We start from the raw sequence: 850 nt of genomic DNA, 5'->3' as shown, positions 1-850 counted from the left end.
TCAAGACCGGCGCGGCCTACCTGCCCATCGACCCGGCACTGCCGGCGGCCCGCATCGAGTTCATGCTCACCGACGCCGCGCCGATCGCCGCCGTCACCACCGCGGGCGTGCGCTCGAGGCTCGACGGATCAGGCGTGGCGGTCATCGATCTCGACACGGCCGCCGTCGCGGGCCAGTGCGCCGACCCGCTGCCCGCCCCGTCGTCGGCGAACGTCGCGTACATCATCTACACCTCGGGGACCACCGGTACGCCGAAGGGCGTGGCCGTCACCCATCACAACGTCACCCAGTTGCTGGAGTCGGTGCACGACGAGCGGGCGCTGGGCCGGGTGTGGTCGCAGTGTCACTCGTTGGCCTTCGACTTCTCGGTGTGGGAGGTCTTCGGGTCGCTGTTGCATGGCGGCCGGTTGGTGATCGTGCCCGACGCGGTGGTCCGCTCACCAGAAGACCTGCGCACCATGCTGATTCGCGAGCAGGTCAACGTGCTGAGCCAGACACCGTCGGCGTTCTACGCCCTCTCACCCGAGTTGGCCCGGGAGGGGAAGCTGCGGACCGTGGTGTTCGGCGGCGAGGCGCTTGAACCGCACCGGCTGGGCAAGTGGTTGAACGGTTACCCGCGGTCGCCGCGCCTGATCAACATGTATGGCATCACCGAGACCACGGTGCACGCCTCGTTCCGGGAGATCGTCGCGAGCGACGTCGACACCAACGCCAGCCCGATCGGCGCGCCGCTGGCCCACCTGAGCTTCCTCGTCCTCGACGACTGCCTGAACCCGGTGCCGGTGGGTGTGGTCGGTGAGTTGTATGTGGCGGGTCGGGGTGTGGCGTGTGGGTATGCGGGTCGGTCGGG

At 68.9% G+C, this 850-nt stretch carries 1 protein-coding gene; it reads left to right on the top strand.

The window, feature by feature from the left end; all coding sequences use genetic code 11:
- The coding region (locus A5701_RS01210) for an AMP-binding protein (RefSeq protein WP_156669858.1) at positions 1–850 on the top strand (850 nt) is incomplete at both ends.

Source organism: Mycobacterium sp. E3305 (assembly GCF_001666785.1).
Classification (GTDB): Bacteria; Actinomycetota; Actinomycetes; order Mycobacteriales; family Mycobacteriaceae; genus Mycobacterium.
The sequence above is the reverse complement of the archived record's forward strand: the minus strand, read 5'-3'. Positions and strand labels throughout refer to the sequence as shown.